This is a genomic window from Pseudomonas saudiphocaensis, from assembly GCF_000756775.1.
Classification (GTDB): domain Bacteria; phylum Pseudomonadota; class Gammaproteobacteria; order Pseudomonadales; family Pseudomonadaceae; genus Stutzerimonas; species Stutzerimonas saudiphocaensis.
In genome coordinates, this window is the sequence record NZ_CCSF01000001.1 from 2453748 (window position 1) to 2476850 (window position 23103).

Consider the following 23103-nt stretch of genomic DNA (forward strand, 5'->3'; position numbering starts at 1 on the left):
CCCGCTGTGAACAGTGAGCACCTCGCTGCATCCGCTTCATATTTGTAGCGTAAAATTGGCAAAATGGCCTAGGAAATTCGGGCTTTCCGCCCATTGCAGAGCGTAATGAATAAACACCTAAGTTATTGATTTATCAATAAAGGGCATCTTTCTTGTAATCAGTAGGTCCCGAGTTCGACTCTTGGTGCCGGCACCATATACAGAAAGGCCCGCAGCGATGCGGGCCTTTTTGCATTTCAGGGTGGACGTACGCCTCCGTCTTTTCCCAGTGATTCCACTGCACTCCTTGCTGACCATCTGATTACCATCGGCGGCTTCGTCTGGCATGATCACCCCACTGTCAATCCAAATCCCGGTCCCCGGGGGGACGATCTCAAGGGGTGGATCATGGCAAGCTGAGCCGCGAGATCCAGCAAGGTCGCCTCGACCAAAACCCGCATCGATCACCTAAACCAAAGCATCTTGACCAAGGCCGTCCGAGGCGAACTGGTCCCCCAAGCCCCCAACGATGAACCCGCCGCGTCCTGCTGGGACGCATCAAAGCCCAACGCGCCGCCGCACCGCGTGGATGTGCTTCGCGACATCCACCCTACGCCCAGCCCACCCACGAACCCAATGGCAAGCCGTAGGGTGGAAGACTGCGAAGCATCTTCCAGGCGTCGGTGTCGGGCCATACGAACTGTGCCGGACAAACGCAGCGCCCTATATCCTCGCCCCTTAGCTCAGCGCTAAAATCCGCTCCCTTTCGCTTCAAAACTGGCAATACGCCATCAATACTCGGCTTTGAGACGTCCTCATGATAAATGTTGAGCATATGGCCCCGATCCTTGAGGCCCTGCCGGACCCTGTCTTTATTCTGTCGCGCAGTGGGAAATACGTTGCGGTGTTTGGTGGCCGTGACAAGCGTTATTACCACGACGGCACGGGCCTTATCGGCCAGTACATTTCAGCGCTGATCAAGCCCGAAAAGGCGAACTGGTTTCTCGAGCAGATAGACCGAGCGCTGGCCTCGCGAAATCTGCTGGTCGAAGAGTACGAGCTGAGCAATCACGATGTGAAAGGCCTGTCCGATCACGGCCCCAAGGAGCCGATCTGGTTTGAAGGACGCATTCAGGCCCTGGATTTTATGGTGGATGGCGAAGAGGTGGTGCTCTGGGTCGCGAGCAATATTTCCGAGCGTCACAACCTTGAGGTCCAGCTGAGGGAGCTGAGCGACACCGATCAGCTCACCGGCCTGTTCAACCGGCGCAAGCTGGAGCATGACCTGACGCTTCATTACGAATCTTTCACGCGTTACGGCGTGCCGACTTCGATTTTGATATTCGACCTGGACAACCTCAAGAAAATCAACGACACCAAGGGCCATCACGCCGGCGACGAAATGATTCTGGCGGTGGCCGACACCTGCCGCTCTACATTGCGCAAAACCGATACCGCCTGCCGTTTTGGCGGTGATGAATTTGTGCTGGCCCTGCCCAACACGGAGCGTGAACAGGCCCTGCAGTTCGCCAGGCGTTTGCATGAGCAGCTACGAGAAGAGCTAAGCCGGTTTTCCGTGGAGAGCACGCTCGCCACAGCGAGCATCGGTATTGCGACCATGCATCTCGAAGACCACTCTTATGAAGACACGCTCAAGCGGGCCGATCGAGCCCTGTACAAAGCCAAGGGCATGGGCAAGAACCGAATCGTTTTTGCCTGACTACTGCCCGCGCGGCAAAGGCGCTGACCTCTGGTTTCAGATGAAACAGCGATGCCGTTGATTCGATTGCGCGCCACCCAATTCATCAACGCACCTTCATCTGCCGCAAAGCCTCCGCAGCCATGACCTGAAGCGATTCAGTCCTGCGACATTGCGTCCCTGCGTTCCGACAGCTCTCCGGAACATGCCGTGCTAAACGGGGTCAGCTGTGCGTCGCCGCCTTTTAGTGCGGAGCCAGTCGCAAGGAGCCGGGCAACCCGGATGTCTGCAGTACGCACTCTCTTCAACAAGATCAGGCATTACCTGTTCAACGCTTCGTGGATGATGGCGGAGCGTTTGCTGCACATCGGCGTGGGCTTCGTCATGGCGGTGCTGCTGGCACGCTATCTGGGGCCGGAGCAGTTCGGTGTGCTGTCCTATGCGATTGCGATGACGGCAATCTTCGCCTCTGCCGGGCACATGGGTTTGGCCGGGCTGGTGGTGCGCGAGGTGGTGCGCAAGCCGGAGATCATCCCCGAAACCTTGGGCACCACCTTTGTCCTGAAGCTCTCCGGCATGGTCGTAGGCTTCGCCCTGGTTCTCCTCTATGCGCTGCTGTTCGAGGAGATCGGCGGCACCGAGTTCTGGATGTTGCTGATCGTCGCCTCGGCGATTTTCTTCCAGACTTTCGACGTGGTGGAGTACTGGTTCCAGTCGCAGGTTCAGGCCCGCTATCCGGCCATTGCCAAGTCCAGCGCGGTGCTGCTGGCGGCGGCCATCAAGCTGCTGCTGATTTTTTCCGGCGCTGGGCTGATGGCCTTCGCCTTTGCCCACACCGTGCAATTCATGATCGCCGCGCTGCTGTTGACGCTGCTGTACAAAGGCACCACGCGACTCTCGCTTACCGACTGGACGGCCAGTTTCGCCAAGGCCAAGGAACTGCTTAGCCAGGGCTGGATCATTTACCTGGGTTCGATCTTTGCGGTGATCTACATGAAGATCGACCAGGTTATGCTCAAGTGGATGATCGGCGCCGAGGCGGTGGGGGTTTACGCTGTCGCTGCGCAGCTGTCCGAAGCCTGGTATTTCCTTCCCACCGCCATCGTTGCGTCGTTCTTTCCCCGCCTGATCAAGCTCCACGCTAGCGCACCCGAGCGCTTCAAGCTGCGCATGCAGCAGTTGTTCGACATGTTGTGCATCTTCGCCATTGCCGTCGCCCTTATGGTCACGCTGGTGGCCGAGCCGCTGATTTCACTGCTATTCGGCGCCGAATATCTGCAATCCGCTTCGATCCTGGTTATTCATGTTTGGGGCGGTGTGTTCATCTTTATGCGGGCGCTGTTCAGCCGCTGGATTCTGATCGAAGGTGCGCTGATGTTTTCCCTGATTACCCAGGGGCTCGGCGCGCTGGCCAATATCGGGCTCAACCTGCTGCTGATCCCGCGCTACGGCGGCGAAGGCGCAGCGCTGGCCACCGTCCTTTCCTACGCCATCGCCTCCTGGGTCGCGCTACTGGCGCACCCGAAGACGCGTCCGGTGTTCTACATGATGACCAAATCCTTCTTTAGTCCTTTGCGCTATGCCGTAAGCGCCGCAGGAGCCAACCGATGAGCCTCAAGTCCCTCGCCCAAATGCTCCCCGAGCCGATCAAAATGCGGCTCAAGGCAGTGCGCGACAACGGCTCACTCGCGCTGGTTCGCCTGTGCTCGAGCAATGGCCTGCTGGCCTCGCTGTACTACTGCTTCTTCAGCCGCGAGTTCTATCGCGAACACCGCGCCGTGCTGCAGGGGCGCTTGCAGTACGCCAAGCTGCTGCGGCGTCAGGGCGAGAACAGCGCCCTGCTGCGGCGCAACGTGCATCGTCTGGAGAAGGGCCTGATCATGCGCCCGCGGCGCGATACCTTCGCTGAGGATTACATCGGCGAAACCGTGCACTGTTATGCCGGAGCCGCGCAAAGAAATATTTGCGATGGTCAGCGACGCTGGGCCGGCGATGTGCTCGGTGCCTACTTTTCCGCTGTCGGGAGCACCCCGCGCATCGATGCGGCGCATGAGATCTTTTCTAGTGCGTCAGGTGCCGAGGAACCCGGCCGCTGCGTACCCTACCCGCACAGCCAGCTACCACCCTGCCCGGTCGACTACGACCAGTTGCTGGTGCTGTTCAAGCGCCGCCGCTCAGTACGCTGGTACCAGGAGCGGCCGGTCGAGCGCGAGCTGATCGAGCAGGCCGTACGCGCCGCGACCCTGGCGCCGTCAGCCTGCAACCGCCAGCCGTTTCGCTTTCACGTCAGCAGCGATCCGCGCCGTGCCGCCGAAATCGCACAGTGCGCCGGAGGCACTGGGGGCTTTCATCACAACCTGCCCTGCGTGATTGCCGTGGTCGGCGACCTGGGCGCCTATCCCGAAGCCCGTGACCGTCATGTCATCTATATCGACGGCGCGCTGGCAGCGATGCAGCTGATGTTGGCCTTCGAAACCCTGGGCCTTTCCACCTGCCCGATCAACTGGCCCGACATCGAGGAAAAGGAACGCCTCCTGGCAGACAAGCTCGGCCTGGCCTACCACGAGCGCACCGTGATGCTGCTCGCCGTGGGCTACGCCGACCCCACCGGAGGAATTCCCTACTCGGACAAGAAGACCGAGCAGGACCTGATCGTCTTCAACTGAGGTACCGCATGATTATCGAGATCCGAAAGGCCGGCTTCGTCAACAAGGGCGCCGAACTGATGCTGCATGCAGCCCAGCAGCAACTCAAAGCCCGCTACCCCGATGCCACTTTCGTCATGGCTCCGACTACCGAGAAATCCGACCACCCGTTTCGCAAGCTGGTGCAGCTTGGCTTCTACCCGAAGGCCTCGCTGTGGCGTTACGGCATTCAGTGGGGCAACCTGGCCAAGCTTGCCCCGCGCCAACTGCGGGAAATGTACGGCGTGGTGCTGGATACCGAGGTAGATGTGGTGATCGACGCCGCCGGCTTCGCCTATAGCGACCAGTGGGGCGACGATCCGAGCATCGAACTGGCGCAGTCCGCCAAGCGCTGGGCGAAGAACGGCACCCGCGTGATCCTCCTGCCCCAGGCCTTCGGCCCATTCACCACAGAGAAAATCCGTGCGGCGATGCAGAGCGTGGTCGAGCATGTCGACCTGATCTGCCCGCGCGAGCGCATCTCCCGCGAACACCTGGTTCAGCTCGTCGGCGAGCGCGACAACATTCGCCAATACCCGGACTTCACCAACCTCATCAGCGGCGTGCTACCAGCCGGTTTTGACAGCGTGCAGAACCGCTTCTGCATCGTTCCCAACTGCCGCATGCTGGACAAGACCGACCAGGCCACCCGCGATGCCTACCTGCCGTTTCTAATCGAATGCACCCGCTACCTGCAGGAAAAGGGCGCTCGACCCTTCGTGCTGGTTCACGAAGGCCAGAACGACCTGCGCCTGGCCGAGCAGCTGTCGGCGGCGGTGGGCGGCATCAATATCGTTCGCGAAAGCGGCGCGCTGGAGATCAAGGGCATCCTCGGTGCCTGCAGCGGCACCCTCGGCAGCCGCTTCCACGGCCTGGTCAGCGCGCTGTCACAGGGCGTCCCGGCACTGGCCACCGGCTGGAGCCACAAGTACCAGATGTTGTTCGAGGACTATGGCTTCCCCGATGGGCTTCTTCAGGTCACTGGCGACAAAGCCGAGATCCGACGCAAGCTGGATCTGGTGACCGATCAGCAAGAGCAGGTGCGAACGTTGATCCAGACGCGTGCCGGCCAACTTAAGCAGCAGTCGCAGCAGATGTGGCAGGAGGTCTTCGCGCTGATCGACCCCATCGCCCGCAATCGCCAGCCGCCCAAGAGTGGTGCGGCCTGAGGGCCTCTCGCCAGGGCACCCGTAGGGCCGAATTCATTCGGCCGGCGGGCCTGGCACAGGTCGCCCTACGGAATGTGGCACATCAACCGGCTTCAGCGCAGGTCCCGCCAAAAAGCGGAAACCGGCAAACTGCAGGCACGGCAGCTCAGGGCCGGCTTGTGCTTCGCAGCGGCTCGGCCTGCTCCTGGGCTTCAACATCGGGAACGACACCGATACGCCGCAGATACCACTGATAGGCCAGGTGAGAACAACCCCACCCCAGCAGCACGCCGAGGGTATTGGCCAGCATGTCGCCCATGGAGGCCCAGCGGTTGGGTATCAGACCCTGCGCCAGTTCGATCAGCACGGCAGCGGCGAGGCTCAGGGAAATCGCCCAGAACACCCGCCACTGTGGGAAAGCCAGACGTACGGTAAACATCAGTGCAGCGAAACCGAGCAGATGATGCAGCTTGTCCTGCTGGTCGAAGACCTGCGGGACCGGCTCGGGGCGCAAACCGGTAAAGAGGATAACCGCCAGTACTGCAATAAAGGGCAGTGCGCGCAGGTAATTCATGGGTAATCGAAAACTCTCGCTGTGCCGATGAGCGGGAAGGCATCCCAGACGGGGCGGCAGAATAACAGACCGTCGATAAGTATTTGCGAAGACAAAAAGCGTTATATCGCCGGTCTCAAAAAAAACATTTGTAAGCTGCAAACTCAGCTTTCTGCAGGCATTTTTGCCTCTATTTGCGACCTCGCCTAGGGGGCAGAAGGTCTAATCACCCACCGCTCCGACGATTGCGGGCCTGCACGCTATGAGGGTGAAAAATCCTGATAGTTCGCCTCCCGCTCCAGCAAATCGCCTAGCGGCTCTTATCCGGGCCTATGCCGAGGGTGCCGCAGGTGCTGATTCGTCTCGACGCGCGCTTGATCAACCAGCACAACCACCAGATGCTTGCTAGCCGACGCTTCGAGAGCCGCCAACCCAGCGCCGACCCCAGCGTCGAAAAAATAGTCGAGGCATTCGGTCAGGCCAGCGAGCGCCTGAGCCGCAAGGTGCTCGACTGGTCCATCGGCCAGTCGCGCGCCCTCCCGAACCTTGAGGCGGATCACCGGATCACCGGCGCAGTAAAACCGCGCCACCCGCCGCACAAGGCTCATGAATTGAGCCGAAATTGATCCAGATAAACACGCGGTTCACGGGCCTGTAGCACAATTGCCTGACTCACCAGGGCAGCGGAGTGACCCATGAACAGGGCGCGCATTTTCAGAACCCTCACCATCGTCGGCATCGTTGCGGCAGTCGCCGCGCTGGCCTGGAATGAGCTGCGCCCCAGTGGCCTGGGCGAAGGCTTCGCCAGCGGCAACGGGCGCATCGAGGCCACCGAGATCGATCTGGCGACCAAGCTGGGCGGGCGGGTCCTGGAGATCAGCGTTGATGAGGGCGACTTCGTCCAGCCCGGGCAGGTCTTGGCAAGGATGGATACCGAGGTGCTGCAGGCACAGCTCACCCAGGCCCAGGCGCAGGTGCGCCAGGCCGAGAACGCCATCCTCACAGCCGAAGCGCTGGTGGCCATGCGTGAAAGCGAAAAGGCCACCGCCAAAGCCGTGGTGCACCAGCGCCAGGCCGAACTGACCGCCGCACAGAAGCGCCACCGTCGCACCGAGACCCTGGTGGCGCGTAACGCCATGGCGCGCCAGCAGCTGGACGACGACCTGGCGGCGATGCAGAGCGCCCAGGCGGCGCTGGCGGCGGCGCGTTCCCAGGTATTGTCGGCGCAGGCCGGCATTACCGCCGCCCGCTCCCAGGTGATCGAAGCGCAGTCTGCGGTGGAGGCGACCAAGGCCAGCGTCGCCCGGCTGCAGGCCGATGTCCGCGACAGCGAACTCAAGAGCGACCGCGTCGCCCGCGTGCAGTACCGCGTGGCGCAGCCCGGCGAAGTGCTGGGCGCAGGTGGTCGGCTGCTCAATCTGGTGGACCTGGCCGACGTCTACATGACCTTCTTCCTACCGGGACGTCAGGCCGGGCGCGTGGCCATCGGTGCCGACGTACACCTGGTGTTGGACGCCGCGCCGCAGTATGTGATCCCGGCCAAGGTCAGCTACGTGGCCAGCGTCGCCCAGTTCACCCCCAAGGCGGTGGAAACCGAAAGCGAGCGCGAAAAGCTAATGTTCCGCGTCAAGGCACGACTGGATCCCGAACTGCTGCGCAAGCACATGGAACAGGTCAAGACCGGCCTGCCCGGCATGGCCTACATCAAGCTCGACGCCGACGCCGAATGGCCCGAGCACCTGCGCATCAACGTCACCCCATGAGCACAGCGGCGCCGGTGGCTCGGGTCGAGCAGCTGACCCTGCGCTACGGGCAGACCCTGGCCCTGGACGACCTCAGCCTGGAATTGCCGGCCGGGCGCATGGTCGGCCTGATCGGCCCCGATGGCGTCGGCAAGTCCAGTCTGCTGGCGCTGATCGCCGGCGCGCGACGCATCCAGCAGGGTCGCGTGCAGGTGCTGGACGGCGACATGGCGGAGGCCGCGCATCGTCGGCGAATCTGCCCGCGCATCGCCTACATGCCCCAGGGCCTGGGCAAGAACCTTTACCCAACCCTCACGGTGTTCGAGAACCTGGAGTTCTTCGGCCGACTGTTCGGCCAGGACGCCGAGGAGCGCCAGCAGCGCATTGCCGAGCTGACCCGCAGCACGGGGTTGGCACCCTTCACCGAGCGCCCGGCGGGCAAGCTCTCCGGCGGCATGAAGCAGAAGCTCGGGCTGTGCTGCGCGCTGATCCACGACCCTGACCTGCTGATCCTCGACGAGCCCACCACGGGTGTCGATCCGCTGGCACGCAGCCAGTTCTGGGAGCTGATCGCGCGTATCCGCACCAACCGCCCGCAGATGAGTGTGCTGGTAGCCACCGCCTACATGGACGAGGCGCAGCGCTTTGACTGGCTGGTGGCCATGGATGAAGGCCGCGTGCTGGCCACCGGAACGCCGGGCGAGCTGCTGGCGCACACCGCCAGCGACGATCTGGAAAGCGCCTTTATCGCCCTGCTGCCGGAACACAAGCGCCGCGACTATCGCGCCCTGGTGATCCCACCGCGGCAGCGGGCCGAGGGCGAACCGGAGATCGCCATCGAGGCCCACGACCTGACCTTGCGTTTCGGCGATTTCGTCGCGGTGGACAAGGTGAGCTTTCGAATCGAACGCGGCGAAATATTCGGCTTTCTCGGCTCCAACGGCTGCGGCAAGACCACCACCATGAAGATGCTCACCGGCCTGCTGCCGGCCAGCGAGGGCGAAGCCTTTCTTTTCGGCCAGCCGGTGGACCCGCGTAACATCGACACGCGCCGAAGGGTCGGCTACATGTCCCAGGCCTTCTCGCTGTACGGCGAGCTGAGCGTGATACAGAACCTGGAGTTGCACGCCCGGCTGTTCCACATTCCCAAGGAGCAGCGCGCCGCGCGGGTGCGCGAAATGCTCACACGCTTCGGTCTGGAAACGGTCGCCGACAGTCTGCCCAAGGCCCTGCCGCTGGGCGTGCGCCAGCGCCTGTCACTGGCGGTGGCGGTGATCCACAGCCCGGAAATCCTGATCCTCGACGAACCGACCTCTGGCGTCGACCCGGTGGCCCGCGACGGTTTCTGGCGGCTGCTGGTGGAACTGTCGCGCAAGGACGGGGTGACCATCTTCATCTCCACCCACTTCATGAACGAGGCGCTGCGCTGCGACCGCATGTCGATGATGCACGCCGGGCGCGTGCTCGATAGCGATGCACCACGCGCACTGATGGCCAAACGCGGTTTGCCGACGCTGGAGCAGACCTTTATCGCCTATCTGCAGGACGCCACTGCCGAACAGACCCCCACCGAAGCCGCACCGCAAACACCCCGCAGCGGGCCGCCGGCTGGCAATGCCGCTCTGCAATCGCGCTTCAGCCTGCGCCGCCTGCTCAGCTACAGCCGGCGCGAAGCCACGGAACTGCGCCGCGACCCGATCCGCGCAACGCTGGCGCTGCTCGGCACCGTGCTGCTGATGTTCATCATGGGTTACGGCATCAACCTGGACGTGGAAAATCTCAGCTTCGCGGTGCTCGACCGCGACCAGACCACCACCAGCCAGGCCTATGCACTGAACCTGGCCGGCTCGCGCTATTTCAGCGAACGCCTGCCACTTCGGGACTACGACGAGCTGGAGCGGCGCATGCGCAGCGGCGAGATCAGCCTGGCGGTGGAAATTCCGCCGAACTTCGGCCGTGACCTCAAGCGCGGCAGCCAGCCGCAGGTCGGTTTCTGGATCGACGGCGCCATGCCCATGCGCGCAGACACCATCAAGGGCTACGTGCAGGGCATCCACTTCGACTACCTGCAACAACTGGCGCGCGAGGCCAGCCAGCCCGTCGCCGGCAGTTCGGTGGATATCGCCCTGCGCTATCGCTACAACCCCGACGTACAGAGCCTGCCGGCCATGGTGCCGGCGGTGATCCCGCTGCTGCTGATGCTGATTCCGGCGATGCTCACTGCACTGGGCGTAGTGCGCGAGAAGGAGCTGGGGTCGATCACCAACCTCTACGTCACGCCGGTGACCCGCCTGGAATTCCTGCTCGGCAAACAACTGCCCTATATCGCCCTGGGCATGATCAATTTCTTCATGCTGGTGGCGCTGGCGGTGCTGGTGTTCGGCGTGCCGGTCAAGGGTAGCCTGCTGACCCTGACCTTGGGCGCGCTGCTCTATGTGATCTGCGCCACGGCTCTGGGATTACTGATGTCGTCGATCCTCAACAGCCAGATTGCGGCGATCTTCGGCACTGCCATCGCCACTCTGGTGCCGGCGGTGCAGTTCTCCGGGCTGATGCACCCCATTTCCGCCATGGAAGGCGCCAGCGCCCTGATCGGCAATATCTACCCCACCAGCCATTTCCTGATCATCAGCCGCGGCGTGTTCTCCAAATCCCTGGGGCTGATCGAGCTGTACCCGTATTTCATCCCCCTGCTGCTGGCGATCCCGCTGCTGACCCTGCTCAGCGTCGCCGGCCTGAAGAAGCAGGAGAAATGAGATGGGCAGACGACTCTCCAACATCCTGCAGCTGGGCATCAAGGAGCTGCGCAGCCTGTACCGCGACCCGGCGCTGGTGCTGCTGATCGTCTATGCCTTCAGCCTGGGCATTTACTCCAGCGCCACCGGGGTGCCCGAGGCACCGCACCGCGCCACCATAGGCGTCATCGACGAAGACCAGTCGCAGGCCTCGACGCGCATCGTCAACGCCTTTCAACTGCCCTATTTCCTGCCGCCGAAAGCCATCAATCTGGCGGAAATGGATAGCGGCATGGATGCGGCGCTGTATACCTTCACCCTGAACATCCCGCCGAACTTCCAGCGCGATCTGCTGGCCGGGCGCCGGCCGAGCATCCAGCTCAACGTCGATGCGACGCAGGTCAGCCAGGCCTTCACCGGCGCCGGGCATATCCAGCAGATCATCAACGCCGAGGTCGCCGAATTCCTAGCCCGTCATCGTCAGGTCGAGGCCTATCCGATCCAGGCGGTGGTACATACGGAGTTCAATCCCAACCTGCTGCGGGCCTGGTTTGGCGCGGTGAACGAGGTGATCAACCAGATCACCATGCTGTCGATCATCCTGACCGGCGCGGCACTGATCCGCGAGCGCGAACACGGCACCATCGAGCACCTGCTGGTGATGCCGGTGACGTCATTCGAGATCATGTCGGCCAAGGTCTGGTCGATGGGGCTGGTGGTGTTGCTGGCTTCGGCGCTCGCCCTGCGGTTTGTCGTCGAAGGCTGGCTGCAGGTCCCGATTCAGGGCTCGATTGCGCTGTTCATGGCCGGCGCCGCGCTGCACCTGTTCGCCACCACGTCGATCGGTATCTTCTTTGGCACCGTGGCGCGCTCGATGCCACAGCTGGGCCTGCTGATCATCCTGGTGCTGATCCCGCTGCAGATCCTTTCCGGCGGCATGACCCCGCGCGAGAGCATGCCGGAGCTGGTGCAGCACATCATGCTGCTGGCGCCTACCACGCATTTCGTCGAACTGGCCCAGGCGATCCTGTTCCGCGGCGCGGGTGCCGCGATCGTCTGGCCGCAGTTATTGGCACTGGCAGTAATCGGCAGCGCCTTCTTCATCGGCGCGCTGTCGCGGCTGCGTAAATCGCTACGCTAGCGCGAGGGCGCCGTGTGGGTACGGTTGCGTCCGGCGCGCTTGGCCTGCAGCAGAGCCTGGTCGGCCTCGCCCAGCAGCGTATCGAGGCAGACCGCCTCGTGCTCGTGCACCGCCACACCAAAGCTTGCGGTGCAGCCAATCGAGCGCCCCTCACACTCGACCACCAGCGACTCGATACCAGACCGCAGCCGCTCGGCAATCAACCACGCCTGTTGCGCGTCGGTTTCGGGAAGCAACACCGCAAACTCTTCGCCACCCAGACGTCCCAGCACATCCGTCGGACGCAGCAGAGGCGGCAGCCGCTGACCGAGGGCGCGCAGCAAAGCGTCGCCGGCCGCATGCCCGTAGGTGTCGTTGATACGTTTGAAATGATCGACGTCGAACATCAGCACAGCCACCGGATGACCGGCACGCCCGCGCATGCAAAAGCGTTCGCCCAGCTCGAAGAAGGCGCGACGATTGTTCAGGCCGGTCAACTCATCGGTGCGCGCCAGCGCCTCGGCTCTGGCCACTGCCTTCTCCAGCGCCAGCTCCATGCGTTTTCGATCAGTGATGTCGGTGGCGATCTCCAGCCGCACGATGCGCCCGTCGGTCCATTCGATAGCCTGGTCGCGGCATTGGTACCAGTGACCGTTGCTGGTGTTCTGAAACTCCCAGACGTGCACGCCGGAAGGCTTGCCGTGCTCGTCCAACAAGCGGGCATTGCTGCAGAAACCGCAGGGGCCGTCCTGCTTATCCTGCAGCACCTGCCAGCACTTGCGGCCCTGAAAGTCCCCCCATTTCTGCCGACCGTAGGCGTTGAGGAACAACAACTCGTGGGTGTCCATGTCGGCCACGTAAACCAGCGCATCCAGGCGGTCGAGAATGGTCGCCAGGTCGGCCTCGACGATTGCCGGGAATTCCAGCTGTGCCGCAATCACTGGCGGGTACGAATCCTCGGGCAAACGTTTTACTCCTGCGCTCGTTGCGGTGGGTGAGGCGGCTTTGCTGAAAACGGCGGAGAGTGCCTCTGCCGGCCAACTGACGCAAGTTCGCCATCAGTCGTAAATGGAGACTGGTAGTATAAGCGCCACCCTGAAAAGCAGCCTGGGTCATGGGAATTTTTGTTCACCACCCCGGTCTATCAGCCGACATGCCAGAACCTGTCGCTGCGCAACACGCCAAGGAAGCTCACTCATCATGCGTATTCTCGTCACAGGCGGAGCCGGTTTCATCGGCTCGGCACTGATCCGTCACCTGATCCTCGACACTCAGCACAGTGTCCTTAACGTCGACAAACTGACCTACGCCGGCAATCTCGAATCCTTGGCGGAGGTGGATAGCGATCCGCGCTATCAGTTTCTGCAGGCCGACATTGGCGATCGCGAACGCGTGGCCGAAGCGCTGCGCGAGTTCCAGCCGGACGCCGTCATGCACCTGGCGGCCGAGTCCCATGTCGACCGTTCCATCGACGGCCCGGCCGAGTTCATCCAGACCAACATCGTTGGCACCTATCAGCTGCTGGAGGCAGTTCGTGCTTACTGGCAGGGCCTGCCGGCCGATCGCCGCGAAGCCTTCCGCTTCCACCACATCTCCACCGATGAGGTTTACGGCGACCTGCACGGCACCGACGACCTGTTCACCGAGACCACGCCCTACGCACCCAGCTCGCCCTACTCGGCCAGCAAGGCGTCTTCCGATCATCTAGTGCGAGCCTGGCAGCGCACCTATGGCCTGCCGGTGCTGATCACCAACTGCTCGAACAACTACGGCCCCTATCACTTTCCCGAGAAGCTGATCCCGCTGGTTATCCTCAACGCCCTGGATGGCAAGCCGCTGCCGGTTTACGGCGACGGTGCGCAGATCCGTGACTGGCTGTTCGTCGAGGACCACGCCCGCGCCCTGCTCAAGGTGGTGACCGAAGGCGAGGTCGGCGAGACCTACAACATCGGCGGCCACAACGAGCAGAAGAATATCGACGTGGTGCGCGGCATCTGCGCGCTGCTGGAAGATCTGGCGCCGAACAAGCCCGCTGGCGTGGCGCGCTTCGAGGACCTGATCACTTTCGTCAAGGACCGTCCCGGCCACGACCTTCGCTACGCCATCGATGCGAGCAAGATCGAGCGCGAGCTGGGCTGGGTGCCGCAGGAAACCTTCCAGAGCGGCCTGCGCAAGACCGTGCAGTGGTATCTGGACAACCTCGAATGGTGCCGTCGCGTACAGGACGGCAGCTACCAACGTGAGCGCCTTGGCGCCTTGGAGAACATTGCATGAAGGGAATCATCCTCGCCGGCGGCTCCGGTACTCGCCTGCACCCCATCACCCTGGGCGTGTCCAAGCAGCTGCTGCCGATCTACGACAAACCCATGGCCTACTATCCGATCTCGGTGCTGATGCTCGCCGGCATCCGCGAGATCCTGGTCATTTCCACCCCGCAGGATCTGCCGCAGTACCGCAACCTGCTGGGCGACGGCAGCCAGTTCGGCGTCAGCTTCAGCTATGCCGAGCAGCCCTCGCCGGATGGCCTGGCCCAGGCCTTCCTGATCGGCGAAGAGTTCATCGGGGACGATTCGGTGTGCCTGATCCTGGGTGACAACATCTTCCACGGCCAGCACTTCACCGAAAAACTGCAGCGCGCCTCCGCCCAACCCAAGGGCGCCACGGTCTTCGGCTACTGGGTCAAGGACCCCGAGCGCTTCGGCGTGATCGACTTCGACGAGAACGGCAAGGCACTGTCCATCGAGGAGAAGCCGAGCAAGCCGAAGTCCAGCTATGCGGTGACCGGCCTGTACTTCTACGACAACGACGTGATCGAGATCGCCAAGTCGATCAAGCCCTCGCCGCGCGGCGAGCTGGAGATCACCGACGTCAACAACGCCTATCTGCACCGGGGCGACCTCAACGTCGAGCGCTTCGGCCGCGGCTTCGCCTGGCTCGACACCGGCACTCATGACAGCCTGCTGGAAGCTTCACAGTACGTGCAAACCATCGAGCACCGCCAAGGGCTGAAGGTCGCCTGCCTGGAGGAAATCGCCTACCAGAACGGCTGGATAGACCGCGAGCAACTGCTGCGCCGGGCCGATGCCCTGGGCAAGACCGGCTACGGCCAGTACCTGTTCAAGATCGCCGGGGAAGATGCATGAAGGTTGTCGAAACCAACATCCCCGATGTGCTGATCATCGAACCCAAGGTATTCGGTGACGCACGCGGTTTCTTCTACGAGAGCTTCAATGCTGCCGCCTTCGAAGCCGCGACGGGAGTCACGCGCAGTTTCGTCCAGGACAACCATTCCAAATCCCAGCGCGGCGTGCTGCGCGGTCTGCATTATCAGATCCACCAGCCCCAGGGAAAACTGGTCCGCGTGGTGGCCGGCGAGGTGTTCGACGTCGCCGTGGATCTGCGCCGCAGCTCACCAAGCTTCGGCCGCTGGACCGGCGTCCACCTGAGCGCCGACAACCAGCGCCAGCTGTGGATTCCAGAGGGCTTTGCGCACGGGTTTCTGGTGCTTAGCGAAACCGCCGAGTTCCTTTACAAAACCACTGACTACTACGCCCCGGAACACGAGCGCAGCCTGCTCTGGAACGATCCAGAACTGGGCATCGAGTGGCCAATCGACGAATCGCCGCAGCTGTCCGCCAAGGACATCGCAGGTAAACGCCTGAGAGAGGTTGAACTTTTTCCATGAAAATTCTGATCACCGGCAACAAGGGGCAACTGTCGCAAGAGCTGCAGCTGGCGCTCGCCGGTGAAGGAAAGCTGCTTGCCCTCGGGCAGCAAACCCTGGATCTGGCCCAGCCCGAGCAAATACGCCAGCAGGTGCGCCTGTTACGTCCCGACCTGATCATCAATGCGGCGGCCTACACTGCGGTCGATCCGGCCCAGAGCAACCGAGAGCAGGCCTTTGCGGTCAATGCCACAGGCCCAGGGGTATTGGCCGAAGAAGCAGCGCGCCTTGAGGTTCCGCTGATCCACTATTCCACCGACTACGTCTTTGATGGACACAAGCCAGCGCCTTACCAGGAGCATGACCGGACCGCGCCGCTGAGTGTTTATGGCGAGAGCAAGCTGGCCGGCGAACAAGCCATCCAGGCCGTTTCCGGTGAACATCTGATCCTGCGTACCAGTTGGGTCTATTCGCTGCAGGGCCGCAATTTTCTGCTAACCATGCAGCGCCTGATGCAGGAGCGCGACTCGCTGTCGATCGTCGACGACGAGATCGGTGCGCCGACATGGGCCGGCACCATAGCGACGGCAACTGCCGAGATCGTGCGTCAGTGGCGCAACGGCAAGGGTAGCCTCAACGGCCTCTATCATCTCTCCGCGACCGGTGAAACCTCCTGGTACGGTTTCGCCTGTAGCATTGCCGAACATCTGAAGCAGCAAGGCCGCCTGCGCGCGCGACTCTCGCCGATTGCCTCCAAGGACTATCCAACGGCTGCCCAGCGCCCGCGCAACTCACGCCTGGATTGCGCTCGCCTGCAGCACGACTGGAACCTTCAGCTGCCCGATTGGGAGGCAGCCTTGCAGGTCTGCCTGGCCAGCCCACGCCACCCAGAGACTTTCGCCCGCGAAATGCCCGCTGTCCAGAACGCCTGACTCCTCATCTGCGCACATGAGGCCCCCGGAGCCCTGAATGTGCATAATGTGCGCGAATTTCAGGCGCATCCGCATGACTCCACCTCCATCTCCCCGTCGCCCACGCTGGCGCAATCTGGCGTTGCTGGCACTGCTGCTGGCGCCGCTGCTGTGGCCACTGCAACAGTTGGCCGAGCGCTATTACCGCAACGAGCGTATCGAGCAGAACCGCCAGACCCTGGATCTCTACGTCGCTAACCTGCTCGGCATCCTCAGCCGCTATGAAGTATTGCCAGGCATCCTTGGTAATCTGCCTGCACTACGCGCCACCCTGCATTCCGCCGAAGATCCCGCCTTGCGCGATAACGCCAATCGCCTGCTGAAGAAGCTGCATCGGCAGACGGGCGCGGACGTGATTTATCTGATGGATTTGGAAGGCACTACTCTGGCTTCATCCAATTGGGACGATCACGACAGCTTCGTCGGCCGCAACTTCGCTTTTCGCCCGTACTTCCGCCAGGCCATGGAAGGACAGGGCCGGCTCGGGCGCTTCTTCGGCCTCGGCAATACCTCCGGCAAGCGCGGCTATTACTTCGGCTCTGCCGTATACGATGGCGACAAGGCCATCGGCGTACTGGTGGTCAAGGTCGACCTGGACCACACCGAAACTCTTTGGGGCAAGACACCGGAACAGCTGCTGGTCACCGATAACTTTGGCGTAGTGATCCTTACCTCGCGCCCCGAGTGGCGTTTTCGCGCAACGCGAGGCCTGGAAGCCGACGAGCGCGAGCAGATCGCCTTCGATCAACCCTATACCACGCTCAACCCGCAGCTGATGACACTGGACCTGGATTCCTGGCTGATCCAGAGCCGCGAGCTGAAGGAAACTGGCTGGACGGTACGTATTCTCGCGCCCATTACTCTGCTTGAAAGGCCGGTACGCACGGTCGTGGCCATCGGCGGCGCGACGCTCGCAGCACTCCTGCTGCTGGTTGGCCTGTGGATGCAGCGACGACGCCATTTACTGGAGCGCATCGCCTTGGATGCGCGGGCACGCCAGCAACTCGAGCGCCGCGTACAGGAGCGCACTCAGGATCTGGAAGCGCTCAACAGCCGCCTCAAACAGGAGGTTCTGGAGCGCGAGCAGACCCAGCAGGAACTGGTCCGCACTCAAGACGAGCTGCTGCAAGCCGGAAAGCTCTCGGCGCTGGGTACCATGAGCGCCAGCATCAGCCATGAACTCAATCAGCCGTTGGGCGCCATCCGCAGCTATGCCGACAATGCCAGGGTATTGCTCGATCACCAACGCACCGATGAGGCGCGGGACAACCTCCAGCTGATCAGCGAACTCACGGCTCGCATGGCTTCGATCATCGCTCACCTGCGCGCCTTCGCCCGTCGCGACCGCCACGCCCCCGAGCGCGTCGCCCTGCAACCGGCACTGGACGATGCCCTGGCGCTGCTGGCCAAACGTCGCCAAGCCATGGGCGTCGAGCTGATTCGCGATCTGCCGGAAGCGACCCTCTGGGTCCAGGCTGGCGAGACACGACTGCGACAGATTCTCTCCAACCTGCTGGCCAACGCCCTCGACGCGCTGAGCGAGCGGCCACCGGAACGGCGCATCTGGCTGCGTGCCGAACGCAAGAACGACGGCGTGCTGCTGACCCTGCGTGACAACGGCCCCGGCTTCAGCGAAGAAGCCCTGCAGCGCTCGCGAGAGCCTTTCTTCACCACCAAGACCAGCACCCAGGGGCTGGGCCTGGGCCTGGCCATCTGCGATACCCTGACCCGCGCACTGGATGGCGAACTGAGCATTGCCAACCACCCCGAGGGCGGAGCTCAGTTGAGCCTGTACCTACGCAGCGCCGACCCGGGCGTGACCTTTCCGAGCGAGGACTGAAACCCCATGAGTCAGATCGATTGCGCAACTCAAGTGCTGCTGGTCGATGACGATCCCTACCTGCGCAAAGCTCTGAGCCAGACGCTCGATCTGGCCGGGCTGCGGGTGCTCGATCTGGACGATGCCCGCAACCTGACACAACGACTGCCTGCCGACTGGCCGGGCGTGGTGGTCAGCGATATCCGCATGCCGGGGATCGATGGCCTGCAATTGCTGCAACAGCTGCAAAGCCATGACGCAGAGTTGCCGGTACTACTGATCACCGGCCACGGCGATGTCCAGCTGGCGGTGCAGGCGATGCGTGCCGGGGCCTATGACTTTCTGGAAAAACCCTTCCCCAGCGAGGCCCTGCTCGACAGCGTGCGCCGCGCCCTGGCCCTGCGTCAGCTGGTGCTGGACAACCGCAGCCTGCGTCTGGCCCTGGCCGACCGCCAGCAACTGTCGGCGCGCCTGCTCGGCCAGTCGCCGGCCATGGTCCGCCTGCGCGAGCAGATCGGCGCGCTGGCCGGCACCCAGGCCGATGTGCTGATTCTGGGCGAGACCGGCGCCGGCAAGGAAGTCGTTGCCCGCGCGTTGCACGACCTGTCCAGCCGCCGCGACGGCCCTTTCGTCGCCATCAACGCCGGCGCCCTGGCCGAGTCGGTGGTCGAGAGCGAACTGTTCGGCCACGAAGCCGGTGCCTTCACCGGCGCGCAAAAGCGCCGTATCGGCAAATTCGAGTTCGCCAACGGCGGCACCCTGTTCCTCGACGAGATCGAGAGCATGAGCCTGGACGTGCAGGTCAAGCTGCTGCGCATGCTGCAGGAGCGGGTAGTCGAACGCCTGGGCGGCAACCAGTCGATCAGCCTGGATATCCGCGTGATCGCCGCCACCAAGGAAGACCTGCGCTTGTCCGCTGAGCAGGGCCGCTTCCGCGCCGACCTTTATTACCGCCTCAACGTCGCGCCGTTGCGCATTCCGCCGCTGCGCGAGCGCAGCGAAGACCTGCTGCTGCTGTTCAGCCACTTCAGCGAAACCGCTGCCCAGCGCCACGGGCTGCCAATTCGCGACCTGCGCCCCGAGCAGCGCGCGCAGCTGCTGCGCCACCCCTGGCCGGGCAACGTGCGCGAGCTGCAGAACACCGCCGAGCGCTTCGCCCTGGGGCTGGATCTGGGGCTGGACGAAAGCGGCGCGCTGGCAGGCGGCACCCCGACCGCGGGCCTGACCCTGGGCGAACAGGTCGATGCCTTCGAGCGCGCGCTGATCGCCTCTGAACTGGCGCGCCCGCACAGCTCCCTGCGCAGCGTCGCCGAGGCGCTGGGACTGCCGCGCAAGACCCTGCACGACAAGTTGCGCAAGCACGGTCTGAGCTTTGCCGACACTGGCGGAAGCTCGCCGGAGGACGGCGAATAGCTGGCGGTTTTCCGCCACACCCACCGCCGACACCCTCGTCGGTGGGAAATTCAAGGCGGGAAATCTCCCGTTACAGGTAACGGCAGCCGCTCGCTCATTCGACTAAAGTTTTAGAGCCGACAGGCTGTCCGCAACCACTTATCGGCAATTGGCCATCAATCGGCCTCCAGTTGCATGCATTTTCGCAACTGGCACAGTGCTTGCTCCAAGAAGCCCATGAGCCGGCGAGATGGACGCGGTTGGTGTGCCAGCTGTCGCACCTGTCCTGCCTTGCCGACTACAGTCGAGCCGCCTCGTGGGGGCGGTTCATCCACAACAAGAGGAAACAAGAATGTTCAAGTTGACTGCCACGGCGCTCGCCTGCGCTCTGTCCCTGGGTATTGCCGGTCTGGCCAACGCCAACCCGATCTCCATCAAGTTCTCCCACGTGGTTGCGGAAAACACGCCGAAAGGCCAGGGCGCCCTGCTGTTCAAGAAACTGGCCGAAGAGCGTCTGCCGGGCAAGGTCGAAGTTCAGGTCTACCCGAACTCCTCGCTGTTTGGTGACGGCAAGGAAATGGAAGCTCTGCTGCTGGGCGACGTACAGCTGATCGCGCCTTCGCTGGCCAAGTTCGAGCACTACTCCAAGGGCATCCAGGTTTTCGACCTGCCGTTCCTGTTCGACGACATCGAGGCGGTTGATCGCTTCCAGAAAGGCGAAGCCGGCCAGAAGCTGCTGCGCTCCATGGAAGACAAGAACATCACCGGCCTGGGCTACTGGCACAACGGCATGAAGCAGCTGTCGGCCAACAAGAAGCTGGTCGAGCCCAAGGACGCCCGCGGCCTGAAGTTCCGCGTACAGGCTTCCGCCGTACTGGACGAGCAGTTCAAGGCGCTGCGCGCAAACCCGCGCAAGATGAGCTTCGCCGAGGTCTACCAGGGCCTGCAGACTGGCGTGGTGAACGGTGCCGAGAACCCCTACTCGAACATCTACTCGCAGAAGATGCACGAAGTGCAGAAGTACATCACCGAGTCCAACCACGGTCTGCTGGACTACATGGTGATCACCAACACCAAGTTCTGGAACGGCCTGCCGGATGACGTGCGTACCGAGCTGGAAACCATCCTGGACGAAGTCACCGTCGAAGTGAACCGTCTGGCCAGCGAGCTGAACGAAGCCGACAAGCAGCGCATCATCGATGCCGGCACCACCGAGATCGTCACCCTGACGCCGGAGCAGCGCGAGCTGTGGCGCGAAGCGATGAAGCCGGTGTGGAAGAAGTTTGAAGGCGAAATCGGTGCCGACCTGATCCAGGCCGCCGAAGCCGCCAACAAAGGCGAGTAACCCTCGCCGGAGGGGGCAGACACAATCTGCTCCCTCCATTTCCAGTAGAGCGACACCGACAGATCAGTGAAAAGACAGTCCAACCGGCAAAACACCAGCCCTCACCACGGGCGTGCAGGCAACTGGCCATGGCGACCCCAGGCCTTGCCACCTCACCGGCCATAACAAGAATTTTTCATTGCTCTGTCTACCAGCCGCCGCGGCTGGTGCATGGCGAATCGTGGCGGCCGCCGTGGCCGATCCGGTCCGCTCAAACCATCCCATCAATGTCCATCGGGAGATGTCATCCATGAACGCGCTGCGGCGTGTCTGGGACCACTTCGAGGAAGGCTTCATCGCCTTTCTGCTGGCCGCCATGACTCTGGTGACGTTCGTATACGTCATCCTCAACAACTTCTACACGCTGTTCTACAGTCTCGCCGAGCGCTTTCCGGCAGCCGAGGACTTCTTCTATGCCATCGGTGATTTCATCATCGGCCTGGCGCAGTCCATGACCTGGAGCACCGCGCTGACCAAGGCGCTGTTCGCCTGGCTGATCTTTTTCGGCCTGGCCTACGGCGTACGCACTGCCGGCCATATCGGCGTCGATGCGCTGGTAAAGCTGGCACCCAAGCACGTCCAGCGCTACATCGGCATCCTTGCCTGCCTGATCTGTCTGGGCTATGCCGGCCTCCTGAGTGTGGCCAGCTACGAATGGATCGAAACGCTGTTCATCGCGAACATCGGCGCGGAGGACCTGGGTCATGTTGGCGTTAAGCAATGGCACATCGGCATGATCGTGCCCTTCGGCTTCGCCATGGTTTTCATCCGCTTCGTCGAAATCTTCGTGCGTATTCTGCGTGGCGAACAAACCGGCCTCGGCCTGGCCGATGAAGCAGCCGACGCACTCAAGCTCGGCGAAGAGGAGTCGAAGTAAATGACCATCCTGTTCCTATTCGTCGTCCTATTCCTGCTGATGTTTATCGGCGTGCCCATCGCCATATCGCTGGGCCTGGCCGGCTCGCTGACCATCATGATCTTCAGTGAAGACTCGGTGCGCTCGCTGGCGATCAAGCTGTTCGAGACTTCCGAGCACTACACCCTGCTGGCGATTCCGTTTTTCCTGCTGGCCGGTGCCTTCATGACCACCGGCGGCGTGGCCCGCCGCCTGATCGACTTCGCCAACGCCTGCGTCGGACATATCCGTGGCGGCCTAGCCATCGGTGCGGTACTGGCATGCATGCTGTTCGCCGCACTGTCGGGTTCGTCCCCGGCCACCGTGGCGGCAGTCGGCTCCATCGCCATCGCCGGCATGGTGCGCTCCGGTTATCCGCAGGCCTTCGGTGCGGGCATCGTCTGTAACGCCGGTACCCTGGGCATCTTGATTCCGCCGTCGGTGGTGATGGTGGTGTATGCCGCCGCGACCGAAACCTCGGTGGGCAAGCTGTTCATGGCCGGCGTGGTACCGGGCCTGATGCTCGGTGGCGCGCTGATGATCGCCATCTACATCATCGCGGTTAAGAAGAACCTGCCGGCCCTGCCGCGCGCCACCTTCCGCGAGTGGCTGTCTGCCGCGCGCAAGGCGCTCTGGGGCCTGCTGCTGATGGTGATCATCCTCGGCGGTATCTACTCGGGCATGTTTACTCCCACCGAGGCCGCCGCCGTGGCCGCCGTGTACTCGGCCTTCGTCGCCATCTTTGTCTACAAGGATCTGAAGCTGAGCGAGTGCCCGAAGGTGATCCTGGAGTCGGGCAAGCTGAGCATCATGCTGATGTTCATCATCGCCAACGCCATGCTCTTTGCTCACGTGCTGACCACCGAGCAGATTCCGCAGGCGATTACCGCCTGGGTAGTCGCGGCCGGCCTCGAGCCGTGGATGTTCCTGCTGGTGGTCAACATCGTGCTGCTGGTGGCCGGTGCCTTCATGGAGCCGTCGGCGATCATCCTGATCCTGGCGCCGATCCTCTTCCCGATCGCCGTACAGCTGGGCATCGACCCGATTCACCTGGGCATCATCATGGTGGTGAACATGGAGATCGGTCTGATCACGCCGCCAGTGGGCCTAAACCTGTTCGTCGCCTCGGCGGTGACAGGCATGCCAGTAACGCAGGTAGTCCGCGCGGTATTGCCATGGCTGGCACTGATGCTGAGCTTCCTGGTGGTGATCACCTACGTACCGTGGGTATCCCTGGCACTGCCGAACTGGCTGGGCATGTAACCGCCCTCCTGCCCTGCCTTCTGCCCGGCCTCGCGCCGGGCTTTTTTCATCTGCG

At 62.7% G+C, this 23103-nt stretch carries 19 protein-coding genes; 17 read left to right on the forward strand and 2 right to left on the reverse strand.

What is annotated here, in order from left to right; translation table 11 throughout:
• Window positions 1-814: 814 nt before the first annotated feature.
• From BN1079_RS11255 to BN1079_RS11270, 4 genes are all read left to right on the forward strand, one after another.
• A complete protein-coding gene (locus tag BN1079_RS11255) occupies window positions 815-1699 on the forward strand; it encodes a GGDEF domain-containing protein (protein ID WP_269450526.1) in 885 nt (294 codons plus the stop codon).
• Between the two features lie 261 nt (window positions 1700-1960).
• On the forward strand, window positions 1961-3289 hold the full coding sequence (locus tag BN1079_RS11260) for a flippase (RefSeq protein ID WP_037024420.1): 1329 nt from the start codon (window positions 1961-1963) through the stop codon (window positions 3287-3289).
• Window positions 3286-4344, forward strand: a complete 1059-nt coding sequence (locus BN1079_RS11265) for a nitroreductase family protein (protein WP_037024423.1) — start codon at window positions 3286-3288, stop codon at window positions 4342-4344. The genes BN1079_RS11260 and BN1079_RS11265 overlap by 4 nt, the downstream gene beginning before the upstream one ends.
• A gap of 8 nt (window positions 4345-4352) precedes the next feature.
• Window positions 4353-5531: a polysaccharide pyruvyl transferase family protein gene (locus tag BN1079_RS11270; RefSeq protein WP_037024425.1), complete on the forward strand. Its 1179-nt coding sequence runs from the start codon at window positions 4353-4355 to the stop codon at window positions 5529-5531.
• 145 nt (window positions 5532-5676) lie between these two features.
• Here the strand turns inward: BN1079_RS11270 and BN1079_RS11275 are convergent, their stop codons facing one another.
• Window positions 5677-6084 (reverse strand): VanZ family protein, encoded by a 408-nt coding sequence (locus BN1079_RS11275; protein WP_037024427.1) that lies wholly within the window; start codon window positions 6082-6084, stop codon window positions 5677-5679.
• 329 nt (window positions 6085-6413) lie between these two features.
• Between BN1079_RS11275 and BN1079_RS11280 the strand changes: the two genes are divergently transcribed.
• From BN1079_RS11280 to BN1079_RS11295, 4 genes are all read left to right on the forward strand, one after another.
• Window positions 6414-6689, forward strand: coding sequence for an ABC-type transport auxiliary lipoprotein family protein (locus tag BN1079_RS11280; RefSeq protein ID WP_231850779.1), 276 nt, complete (start codon window positions 6414-6416; stop codon window positions 6687-6689).
• Between the two features lie 69 nt (window positions 6690-6758).
• Window positions 6759-7826 carry an HlyD family secretion protein gene (locus tag BN1079_RS11285; protein ID WP_037024430.1) on the forward strand — a complete coding sequence of 356 codons (1068 nt, stop codon included), beginning with the start codon at window positions 6759-6761 and terminating at the stop codon, window positions 7824-7826.
• Complete coding sequence (gene rbbA, locus BN1079_RS11290; protein WP_037024438.1) at window positions 7823-10561, forward strand: ribosome-associated ATPase/putative transporter RbbA; 2739 nt, start codon at window positions 7823-7825, stop codon at window positions 10559-10561. Before BN1079_RS11285 ends, rbbA begins: the two co-directional genes overlap by 4 nt.
• 1 nt (window position 10562) lies before the next feature.
• Complete coding sequence (locus BN1079_RS11295) at window positions 10563-11681, forward strand: ABC transporter permease (protein WP_037024441.1); 1119 nt, start codon at window positions 10563-10565, stop codon at window positions 11679-11681.
• Here the strand turns inward: BN1079_RS11295 and BN1079_RS11300 are convergent.
• Complete coding sequence (locus tag BN1079_RS11300; protein ID WP_197538855.1) at window positions 11678-12625, reverse strand: sensor domain-containing diguanylate cyclase; 948 nt, start codon at window positions 12623-12625, stop codon at window positions 11678-11680. The genes BN1079_RS11295 and BN1079_RS11300 overlap by 4 nt on opposite strands.
• Window positions 12626-12860: 235 nt before the next feature.
• Here BN1079_RS11300 and rfbB point away from each other — a divergent pair, with 235 nt between their 5' ends.
• The 9 genes from rfbB (at window position 12861) to dctM (ending at window position 23048) form a co-directional block, all read left to right on the forward strand.
• Window positions 12861-13934: a dTDP-glucose 4,6-dehydratase gene (gene rfbB, locus BN1079_RS11305; protein ID WP_037024444.1), complete on the forward strand. Its 1074-nt coding sequence runs from the start codon at window positions 12861-12863 to the stop codon at window positions 13932-13934.
• Window positions 13931-14803 carry a glucose-1-phosphate thymidylyltransferase RfbA gene (rfbA, locus tag BN1079_RS11310; RefSeq protein ID WP_037024446.1) on the forward strand — a complete coding sequence of 291 codons (873 nt, stop codon included), beginning with the start codon at window positions 13931-13933 and terminating at the stop codon, window positions 14801-14803. Before rfbB ends, rfbA begins: the two co-directional genes overlap by 4 nt.
• Window positions 14800-15345 (forward strand): dTDP-4-dehydrorhamnose 3,5-epimerase, encoded by a 546-nt coding sequence (gene rfbC / locus BN1079_RS11315; protein ID WP_037024448.1) that lies wholly within the window; start codon window positions 14800-14802, stop codon window positions 15343-15345. Before rfbA ends, rfbC begins: the two co-directional genes overlap by 4 nt.
• The gene (rfbD, locus tag BN1079_RS11320) at window positions 15342-16256 is read left to right on the forward strand and encodes a dTDP-4-dehydrorhamnose reductase (protein WP_037024450.1); all 915 of its coding nucleotides are present in this window, start codon (window positions 15342-15344) and stop codon (window positions 16254-16256) included. Before rfbC ends, rfbD begins: the two co-directional genes overlap by 4 nt.
• A gap of 73 nt (window positions 16257-16329) precedes the next feature.
• Window positions 16330-18135: a sensor histidine kinase gene (locus BN1079_RS11325; RefSeq protein ID WP_037024452.1), complete on the forward strand. Its 1806-nt coding sequence runs from the start codon at window positions 16330-16332 to the stop codon at window positions 18133-18135.
• A 6-nt stretch (window positions 18136-18141) separates the two neighbouring features.
• Window positions 18142-19527 (forward strand): sigma-54-dependent transcriptional regulator, encoded by a 1386-nt coding sequence (locus BN1079_RS11330; protein ID WP_037024454.1) that lies wholly within the window; start codon window positions 18142-18144, stop codon window positions 19525-19527.
• 331 nt (window positions 19528-19858) lie between these two features.
• Entirely contained in the window at window positions 19859-20851 is a 993-nt protein-coding gene (locus tag BN1079_RS11335; RefSeq protein WP_037024456.1) for a TRAP transporter substrate-binding protein, read from the forward strand.
• 289 nt (window positions 20852-21140) lie between these two features.
• The gene (locus tag BN1079_RS11340; protein ID WP_037024458.1) at window positions 21141-21767 is read left to right on the forward strand and encodes a TRAP transporter small permease; all 627 of its coding nucleotides are present in this window, start codon (window positions 21141-21143) and stop codon (window positions 21765-21767) included.
• Entirely contained in the window at window positions 21768-23048 is a 1281-nt protein-coding gene (dctM, locus tag BN1079_RS11345; RefSeq protein ID WP_037024460.1) for a C4-dicarboxylate TRAP transporter large permease protein DctM, read from the forward strand.
• Window positions 23049-23103 lie beyond the last annotated feature (55 nt).